The sequence below is a fragment of the Pseudomonas sp. Sample_9 genome, assembly GCF_004307535.1.
In the GTDB taxonomy this organism is placed as follows: Bacteria; Pseudomonadota; Gammaproteobacteria; order Pseudomonadales; family Pseudomonadaceae; genus Aquipseudomonas; species Aquipseudomonas mercuritolerans.
Genome location: NZ_RAZO01000483.1, coordinates 1 through 8,534, shown reverse-complemented (window position 1 = coordinate 8,534; position 8,534 = coordinate 1). Strand labels below are relative to the sequence as shown.

The following is an 8,534-nucleotide window of genomic DNA, read 5'->3' as shown; positions in this document are numbered from 1 at the left end:
GTTGAACATCGCCATGCCGGCGTTGAACAGCGTTGAATATTGCCCGGCCTGTTCGGTCTGCAAGCGCAGCGGCAAGGTGTAAAACAGCGGGCGGGTCAGTTGCGGGTGTTGCTCGAGGTAACCGAGCATTTGTTCGTTGGCCGCGTCGCTGCGACCGATGTCCTTGAGGCAGGCGTATTCGCTGGCGAGCGCCTGATCGATCTGCACTTGGCCGTCGAAATACCACGCCGAGCGATGGAAACGCCCGGCGCACAGCAATTGCGCGCGGTCGGCGGTGATGCGTTCGAGCAGGCGATTCCAGCGCCCGAGATTGTCGCGATGATTGTTCAGCACCTCGTCCATGGCCGGGCGGTCGATCAGGTCATTGATGCCGCGTTTGCCGCTGAGCAGCGGGCCGTCGAGCACGTCTTTCATGCGTCGGTTCTGATCCTTGCCGAGCTCGACCAGTGTGCTCAGGTGGCGCTCGACAAAGTCGGCCGGGGCGACTTCAGCAAAATATTCACGGGTGTAAAAGCGTCGATCCGCCTCGGCGGTGACGCGAGCGTGCGCGGTGAAATCAGGGGCGACGCCGTCGAAACGGTTCAGCGCCAGTGACTCGTCCAGTGCCTTTTCGCGCTGTTGCTGCAGTTCAGGTCGAGCCTGGGTATCGGTCGGGACAACCTCACCACCTTTGTTCAAATAGTCGAGCAGCGCCTGCCGGGTACTTTCCCGATCCGGCTCGGGCAATTGCTCCAGTTCAGCGAACAATGCCTGGGCGCGCGGATCATCGCTGGCCTTGGCCAAAGCGTCGAAGTCCTGAGATCCGAGCTGGCTCAGCGACTCGATGTAACTGGCCAGCAGATAGTCGCGCTCGTTGTTGTCGGTGTTGCTCCACTGCTCGATCCAGCCGACCACCAGGTCCTGATAATCCGCCAGATCGCGCATCACCCCGAGGTCGTCGTTGACCAGCAGAAACAGCGTGTCGTCCTGATAAGGCCCGCGCACCCGACCAAGAAATTCGCCGATATGCGCCTCGCGAAAACGCCGTGGGTTTTCCCACAGATAGGGTTCGCGTTCGTGCTCCGGCGCGTCGCTGACCTGCACCGTCGGCATCCGCGTTGCGTCGGCCTCGGCCAGCGGTTTCGCTGTGCAGGCCACTTCCGCCAGCCACTGTTTGGCCTGAGCCACGGTGAGCAAATGCTCGCCGCCGATCAGACAATGCACCGGACCGAGATCGACCGCCTGCATGAAGTGCTCGCGTTCCTCCGCGCTGTCCAGCACCTGTCGGCACTTCGCCGCGCTCAACTGCACATCGGCGAAGGTCACGTAGAGGGTGCTTTTGCGCGAAAAGATCAACGCCGGACGTTCCTCGATGGCGCTGCGCTGATCCTCGCTGACGCTTTTGCCGCGATGCAGCAATGCGCTGATGACGCCGTCAAGCACGCGGTATTCGTAGAGCTCGCCACTGAGGCTGTCGACGATGTACAGCCAACCATCGCGCAGGCGGCGGATGCCCATGGGGCGCGTGGTCAGGGTGTAAGGCAGCGTGATTTCGGTGCTGGGGTCGAAGGGTTTTTCCACCACGCCGTAAGCGAGGGGTAGCAGTTGCACGTGGGTGTTGCGCAAGGGGCAGGCGGCTGGCGCACCAATGGGCGCTTTCGAGGCGGCTAACGCATCGAGGATGGCGGGGTGATTCATGATTGATGTCTCTCAGAGGCCCATCGAAAGGCCATTGCAGCGGCAATCGCAACGCGCTCGCCGGGGGATTGCAGCGAAGGTGTGTGCATCAGCTGATGGATCTGCGGATGCCGACCGCACGCTGCATCGTCCAGCCATGCCACCACGTTGGCGTACAGCAGAATCTCGGACGGGCTGCTCAAGGCAAGCTCGCTGGCATGGGCGTGGATGCGCTCCAGCAATTGCCAGCGTTCAACTGCCGTGTCCCCGACATGAAAGTCAGGAAAGTGCTTGAGCAGGTGCGTATCGATGTCGAGCAACACCCGCCGCCGATCCACCCGATCCAGCGCGGCATCCTGCTCGGCGCTCAACCGATACGGCGCCACCAGCGCCCCACCCTGCCCGTGCCGAGGTCGCTGACAGTGCCAGACTCCCCGCGCGCCATCCGCCGTGACCACGCACCCCAGCGGCCCGAACAGACTCGCATCGCCGCTGGCAAACAGCCCCTGCGCTACGGCGGCATCCGCCAGCCGCAACAACACCGGCGAGCCGACCGGCAACTCGACGATCAGCAACTGGCGCAAGTGCGCGACGATTTCATGCGCCGGCGCGGCGCTGAACAACAGCACGCCCCATTCCTGTTGGGCATGCTGGCGATAAAACCGCGCCAGCGGATCGTCGGCGTCAGCGAGCGCCACCAGCAGCGGCGAGACGTCACGCAGGGCCGAAAACGGTGGCTGGTCGTACAGCGCGAAAGCGTTGGCGGCGGGATCGAGCCTTCGCAGTTGCGCCGGTAAATCGGCGATCGTCGCGCCGTCGAGCAGCACAAACGCCTGCTGCTCAGCCCACGGCAAACCTTCAGGCCAATCCGTCAAAAGGCTCATGCCTGGGCCGCCTCGCAGATCAGGCAACGCGAGGTCCGCGTGGTCAGCAGCGCATGCCGTTGCTGCACGGCATCGAACGTCGCCTTGAGCAACGGCGCGGCGCCCGGTAGCAAGGGTTCCGCTGGCAGACACACCGTCGGCGCCCCGCCCTGCACCACCGGCACACTGCTGAAAATGCCGGCGGCGCCGACCGTCAGCCAATGCCCGCCAGCAGCCAGAGTGATCTGCAGGCCGCTGTTGAAAACCACCTGCTCGCCCGCGCCGAAATGCAGCTGCTGCGCCGCACTGACGCGCTGGCTTGCGACCCGCACATGCTGCTCGCCCTGCACCCACAGATGATCGTCCTGCTTGAGTTCAGTCAGGCGATTGCCGTGGGTCAGGTGATGTTCCTCGTCACGCAACTCAAGGCTGGAGACGCCGCCAATCACTTGGCTGTGCAGGTTGTCGATCTGCACACGCAAGTCGTTGAGCACGTGCTGCACCAAGTCGCGCTGCGCCCTGATGGAGATTTCTTCCGCGCCTTGCCGGTCCTCGATGCGCAGTTCGTTGTAACCACCGCCGCCGGGGCTGCTCTGGCTGCGCCAGATACTGCGCGTCTGTTGCGCCGGCAGGTCCAGTGGCACCGGGGTTTCGGCGTTGGGCAGGCAGGCGAGCACATGCGGTTTGTCCGGATCGCCATCGGTGAAGCCCACCAGCACTTCCATACCGACGCGAGGAATCTGCACGCTGCCGTAGCGGTCATGCGCCCAGGCCGTGGCCACGCGCAGCCAGCAACTGGACTGTTCATCACGCTGGCCGTCGCGATCCCAGAGCATTTGCACTTTCACGCGGCCGTAGGCATCGCTGTAGATTTCTTCGCCGGGCGGGCCGGTCACCACCGCCAACTGACTGCCGCTGACGCGCGGTTTGACATGCTTGAGCTGCGGGCGAAACACCACGTCCCACGGTGTCGCGACGAAATGGTTGCGATAGCCCTGACTGAAACCATCTGCGTCAGCCTGCTCGGTGAACGCTTCCTCGAGCACTTGCGGCTGTTTGCCGATGTGCTCGACCTCGGTCAGCAACCATAAATCGTTGCAGTCGGCGCGCGAGTAATCCGCCATGGTCATGAAACTGCCGCCGCGCATCAGCGCCTGATTGCTGCGCCCGTTAGCCAGACGATAGTCGGCACCATGGCGCTCCAGCGCACGCTGGCTGAGGTGCTTGCCGCGCTCGCGATGGGTGAACTGCCCGGGAAACTCATAATCTTCCAGCAGCGGAACCCGCGCTGCACTGGCCTTGGCATCCAACTGCACCGCAGGCTTTTCGAAGTGATAATCGCGGCGCTCGACGAGGTTGGAGCGTGGCTCCAGGCGCACAGTGAACTGGTCGATCACCGGCGCATCGGCAACCAGGCCGTTGCCCTGTAAATAGCGCGTCGTCACGTCGTGTTTGAGGAACGCCGTTTGATCGTCGCCGAACACCAACAGGTGCGCCTCACGGCGATGGCGGAAATGAAAGTGCAGGCCCTCCTCTTCGCACAGCCTCTGGATGAAGTGCAGATCGGATTCCTGGTATTGCACGCAATACACCCGCGCCGGGTACTCGGCGCTGAGCTGAAAATGCCAGGCATCGGCCTGCATGCCGTGATCGCTCAACACATTGGCGATGATCTGCGGCACGCTCAGGTTCTGGAAAATCCGCTGATTGCGCCGATGCGCGAGGTAGGCAAGGTGTGGCGCCAGGGTGATCTGGTAACGGCTCAGCCGAACACCGCAATCACCCTGGCCGACCCGATAGACCAGCCCGTGCATGCCGCTACCGTCGACACCGAAACAGAGAAAGGCCGGCCGATGCAGCAAGCCTTCCAGATCCACATCGGGCCGCTCGCTGACCAGCTCGAGATCCAGTTCGTAGGTCTGGTTGAGCACTTCCCGGGTGCGAAAACCGAACACTTGAAGATCGTGGGAAACGCCTTCTATCTCGAGAGTGAAAACAACGGGCCTGCCAGCGATGCGCATCCACCTGTCCCTGTGTCTGATTGAAAGACGGGACTGTGCAACGGTGCACTCAAATGGGTGAAGTCAGACCTTTCCCTGTTTTGCCGGTCTGCGAGCGAAAAGGACGTGGCCCACAGAGAAACGACCAGGATCCTACGGAAATGATCCCGAATCCTATGCCTTTCCCCTGTGGGAGCGAGCCTGCTCGCGAAAGCGGTGTGTCAGTCGGCGAATGTTTAACTGATCCACCGTCATCGCGAGCAGGCTCGCTCCCACAGGGGTTTGCGTGAGTCAGGGCAGCAAGATGATCTTGTCGCCACCACCCTGATTGACCTCTTCATAGCGCGCCAGCCCTTCAGACAGCGGCACCTCCACCAAGCCCTGCGGCAGCGGCAAGCGATCCTCATCGAAGAACCGCCCGAACTCCGCGAGCATCGCCGCGCACGCCTCAACGCCGTACAACAAGGAGTTGATCCCGACCACCGAGCCGCCTTTTCGATAGAGCGCCAGCGCCGGCAATTGCACGTGGCCGTCGACCGGCGCGGCGATGATGGCGATGCGGCCGAAGGTGGCCAGTGCCGCCACCGAGGCGGGCAGCCAGAAACCGGTGGTGTCGAAGATCACATCGGCGCCACCGCGATACACCGCGTTGACCTGCGCACCGAGGTTTTCTGGCTTATCCAATTGAATCGTCTGATAGCCCTGCTTCTGCAAATCGGCTACCTGCTCGGGCCGGCGCGCCGCCGCCAGCAATTGCGCGCCGCGCACTTTTGCCAGGGCCAAAGCCGCAGTTGCCACTGCCCCGCCGCCGATCACCAGCAAACGCGTATCGGCGCTGACCAGGCTGCGTTCCAGCGCATCCCACGCCGTGGTGTACGGCACGCCAAGGCTGGCCGCCTGAGCAAAACTCAAATGCGCCGGTTTGTGCGCCACGCCGCTGGCCGGCAATTTGACGAATTGCGCATGGGCGCCGTCGGCGAAGAAGCCCAGCTCGCGCCCGGTACCCCAGACTTCCTGACCGATCAGTGCTTGCGGCCCCTCGACCACCACCCCGGCAAAATCCCGCCCCGGAATCCGTGGCAGCGTGGTGTAAGGAAAACGCCCGAGGACGTTTTTCACATCGCTGGGATTGAGCCCGGCAGCCTTGATCTGCACCAACACTTCATCGGCGCCGGGCACCGGGGTCGGAACATCGACGAAACGCAGGGCAGACAGGTCGCCGGTCTGATCGAATTGCAACGCTTTCATGGGCACATCCACCGAAAAGAAAAAGGGAAATTCAGGACAACCAGCCAGCGACCAGTTGCCGGCCCAGCGGCCACAACTGCTCACCGGCCAACATGCCGAGCAGGCCGACCAGCGCGATCGCCGGTGGTGCGGGAGAACGGAAATCGAGCGCGCCGTAGAGCAGGCCGACGCCCAGGCCGATGGCCAGAGAAATGAGGTAGTTCATGGGGGAACTCCGCCGCGATAAGTGATGGGCAGAGTCTAGGGAAACGGGCGGAGCGGTATCGGCCAAGGACTTCTGAATTTCGGACAAACCTTCTGCAGCCGCCACAGAACCGTGTGGGAGCGAGCCTGCTCGCGAATGCGGTCTTCCAGTCAGCACTTCATTGCCTGGTGCAAAGCTTTCGCGAGCAGGCTCGCTCCCACATGGATCTGTTCAAGTTGCCGAGAATTGCGAAGGCGCCACCCCCAGCTCTCGGCGAAACATGTCGCTGAAGCTGCTCGGTGAATAACCCAGTTCGCGAGCAATGACGCTCACCGCCACGCCTTGAATCAACGCCGCCACCGCCGTCGCCAACTGCACCTGGCGCCGCCATTCGGAGAAGCCCATGCCGAGGCTGTCCTTGAACAAGCGCGCCAGCGTACGCACGCTGGCCCCGGCGTTCTGCGCATGCTGCTCGAACGGGATCTCCAGCGACGGCGCGGCCATCACGGCCTGACACAGATTCATCAGACGCCGGTCGGACTCATCCGGCAGCGGAATCTTCAGTTGCGAACGCCTGGCCCGGCGCAGTTCCAGCAACGCCAGCCCGACCAGTGCCTCGTAATACTCAGCCTCGCCGGCATCGCCCTGCGCCACAAGCCCGACGATCAACTCGCGCAGCAACCCGCCGACTTCGATCACCTGCACCGTCGCATCCAGGGTCGCCGCCAGCGCCGGGCGCAGGTAGATATTGCGCATCTGCAAATCCGACACCACACGAATCCCGTGCGGCACTCCCGGCGGCAACCACACCGCCCGCTGCGGCGGCACCACCAGCGCTTCGTGCGGGGTTTCCACCCACATCACCCCGCTCATCGCATACAGCAACTGCCCCCAGACATGCTCGTGCAGCTCGATGAACAAACCACGCGGATAGGTCCGCGCCAGCGGTTGCACGGGCACATTGGTGTCGGTCAGATCAGGGGGCGCGGCGAGGGCCATGGCGAGCATTCACAGGGGGTTGGCGAAGCCGCCATGGTAACCAGCACGCCCCGCCCTCGCCAACGATAGATACCGTCGGACAATCCGAATGAATTTTCCCGGCACAGCGCGATCCGTTTAATACCACAGGGAGGAATACGGGCTTTATGAACAACGCAAAACTTTACGTCATCGACTACACACTGCATGGCACCCCCAAGTCGTTCATTATCCGCTCGGACAAAATGGACAACGCCGAAGCCTGGCATTGGGCAAGCTGCGACGCGGGCGTGGGTCGCATCCCGCGCTTCGGCCGCGAGAAAGTGCAAAAGACCAGCAAACCGATGGCAGAAAAATTCGGTCTGGAAAACGTCACCTGGCGCCAGACCAACTGACCCCACCGCCTTCACCGCAGGCTTGGCAATCGACAGGGGGAATCGACCGATGACCGACACTTATCACCCGGCCCGACTGGACTACGGCCTGACCACCTTCTTCGGCCAGATCACCAAAACGGTGGATTGCGCAGTCGCACTGGAAACGGTCGCGGATGACCCTTACCGCTTCACCTTGTGCGTCCAGGCACCGGTACCGGAAGACCTCGACCAAGCCAAGGTTGTGGTGGTCAAGGTCGAAGGGCGAACATTGCAAGGCACAGTGAGGCACTTTGAGCGACAGGCAGACGACAGTCTGAAAATGGAAGTGGAGCCTGATTAGGCTCCACTTTTTTTTGCCCCGCTTATTTCGGATGAGCGCAACCGCAGCCCCTCATCGCACACTCTTCACCGTGTTTGTGGTGATGAGCGCAAGCCTCGCAGCAATAGTGTTTGCCGTGCACAGCGTAGGAATGTTCGCCTTCTTTGATCGTGCAATTGCAGCCCGGGCAGTCGCATTTTTTATCGGACATGGGACAGACTCCTTGCGTGGTGGTTGTCTGAGGCTTGCGAGCAAGCCATAAGGGACAGTGTAGAAGGTGGTGTTGCAGGCTGGCCAACTGTTGAGAGATTGGGCGACGCAGAAGTGGCTTTCGCGAGCAGGCTCGCTCCCACAGAACAACTGCGCGCAGCACAGACCTGCGCAGACATCAAAAGCCCCTCACCCTAGCCCTCTCCCGGAGGGAGAGGGAACTGACCGAGATGATTGCGAGAAATCCGCCGACGTGGAATACCGAGTCGAACGCAAATTTTGAAAAGCCCGAAAATCGGCCCCTCTCCCCCGGGAGAGGGCTGGGGTGAGGGGCGAATCCCAGCACAAAACCAAAGCCAGACACCACCCGCTCCTAACCACTCAAAACAATGAGCGCAAGCTCGAGTACCGCTTTTGATCTTGATCTCAGAGCCCGTCGGCAGGCTGAGTGGAGGGATTGATCCGGACGTGCGAGCGCAGCGACCGAACGACGCAGTCGTACACAGCGGAACCGCCTGAAGCAACACCCGCAGCAACGGATATGTACACAGTCATACAAATAAAATCACTGCGCCTGCCGCGAACTCCGATACATAAACACCAAAGCCACCGCCAAACACACCATCGCCAGCATCCGACTCGGAGACAAGCCGATCGCCGGATTCCCCAACCAGCCAAAATTGTCGATCAACATCCCCA

9 protein-coding genes and 1 pseudogene are annotated in these 8,534 nt (G+C 62.0%); 2 read left to right on the top strand and 8 right to left on the bottom strand.

The features are described from left to right. The 6 genes from D6877_RS27465 to D6877_RS27440 form a co-directional block, all read right to left on the bottom strand. Positions 1 to 1,677, bottom strand: a 1,677-nt coding sequence (locus D6877_RS27465; RefSeq protein WP_347233441.1) for a toxin VasX, incomplete at its 3' end; no start/stop codon positions are given. Next, positions 1,674 to 2,540 (bottom strand): DUF4123 domain-containing protein, encoded by an 867-nt coding sequence (locus D6877_RS27460; protein ID WP_130912717.1) that lies wholly within the window; start codon positions 2,538 to 2,540, stop codon positions 1,674 to 1,676. The genes D6877_RS27465 and D6877_RS27460, both read right to left, overlap by 4 nt. After that, a complete protein-coding gene (gene tssI, locus D6877_RS27455) occupies positions 2,537 to 4,540 on the bottom strand; it encodes a type VI secretion system tip protein TssI/VgrG (RefSeq protein ID WP_130912716.1) in 2,004 nt (667 codons plus the stop codon). Before tssI ends, D6877_RS27460 begins: the two co-directional genes overlap by 4 nt. A gap of 270 nt (positions 4,541 to 4,810) precedes the next feature. Next, the gene (locus D6877_RS27450; RefSeq protein WP_130912715.1) at positions 4,811 to 5,767 is read right to left on the bottom strand and encodes a zinc-binding alcohol dehydrogenase family protein; all 957 of its coding nucleotides are present in this window, start codon (positions 5,765 to 5,767) and stop codon (positions 4,811 to 4,813) included. A 31-nt stretch (positions 5,768 to 5,798) separates the two neighbouring features. Next, positions 5,799 to 5,972, bottom strand: coding sequence for a DUF1427 family protein (locus D6877_RS27445; protein ID WP_073471384.1), 174 nt, complete (start codon positions 5,970 to 5,972; stop codon positions 5,799 to 5,801). 210 nt (positions 5,973 to 6,182) lie between these two features. Then, positions 6,183 to 6,959, bottom strand: coding sequence for a helix-turn-helix transcriptional regulator (locus D6877_RS27440; RefSeq protein ID WP_130912714.1), 777 nt, complete (start codon positions 6,957 to 6,959; stop codon positions 6,183 to 6,185). Positions 6,960 to 7,096: 137 nt separating this feature from the next. Between D6877_RS27440 and D6877_RS27435 the strand changes: the two genes are divergently transcribed. Continuing rightward, on the top strand, positions 7,097 to 7,324 hold the full coding sequence (locus D6877_RS27435) for a DUF6555 family protein (protein WP_016775403.1): 228 nt from the start codon (positions 7,097 to 7,099) through the stop codon (positions 7,322 to 7,324). A gap of 49 nt (positions 7,325 to 7,373) precedes the next feature. Beyond that, positions 7,374 to 7,646, top strand: coding sequence for a hypothetical protein (locus D6877_RS27430; protein ID WP_130912713.1), 273 nt, complete (start codon positions 7,374 to 7,376; stop codon positions 7,644 to 7,646). A gap of 22 nt (positions 7,647 to 7,668) precedes the next feature. Here the strand turns inward: D6877_RS27430 and D6877_RS27425 are convergent, their stop codons facing one another. Both D6877_RS27425 and D6877_RS27420 read right to left on the bottom strand, forming a co-directional pair. Beyond that, on the bottom strand, positions 7,669 to 7,836 hold the full coding sequence (locus D6877_RS27425; protein WP_130912712.1) for a metallothionein: 168 nt from the start codon (positions 7,834 to 7,836) through the stop codon (positions 7,669 to 7,671). 564 nt (positions 7,837 to 8,400) lie between these two features. Next, positions 8,401 to 8,534, bottom strand: a pseudogene (locus D6877_RS27420) (DMT family transporter); the annotation flags it as partial.

Coding starts and splice junctions, on each gene's coding strand:
- D6877_RS27450 (WP_130912715.1), bottom strand. CDS start 5,767: ATGAAAGCGTTGCAATTCGATCAGACCGGCGACCTGTCTGCCCTGCGT.
- D6877_RS27440 (WP_130912714.1), bottom strand. CDS start 6,959: ATGCTCGCCATGGCCCTCGCCGCGCCCCCTGATCTGACCGACACCAAT.
- D6877_RS27445 (WP_073471384.1), bottom strand. CDS start 5,972: ATGAACTACCTCATTTCTCTGGCCATCGGCCTGGGCGTCGGCCTGCTC.
- D6877_RS27460 (WP_130912717.1), bottom strand. CDS start 2,540: ATGAGCCTTTTGACGGATTGGCCTGAAGGTTTGCCGTGGGCTGAGCAG.
- D6877_RS27430 (WP_130912713.1), top strand. CDS start 7,374: ATGACCGACACTTATCACCCGGCCCGACTGGACTACGGCCTGACCACC.
- tssI (WP_130912716.1), bottom strand. CDS start 4,540: ATGCGCATCGCTGGCAGGCCCGTTGTTTTCACTCTCGAGATAGAAGGC.
- D6877_RS27425 (WP_130912712.1), bottom strand. CDS start 7,836: ATGTCCGATAAAAAATGCGACTGCCCGGGCTGCAATTGCACGATCAAA.
- D6877_RS27435 (WP_016775403.1), top strand. CDS start 7,097: ATGAACAACGCAAAACTTTACGTCATCGACTACACACTGCATGGCACC.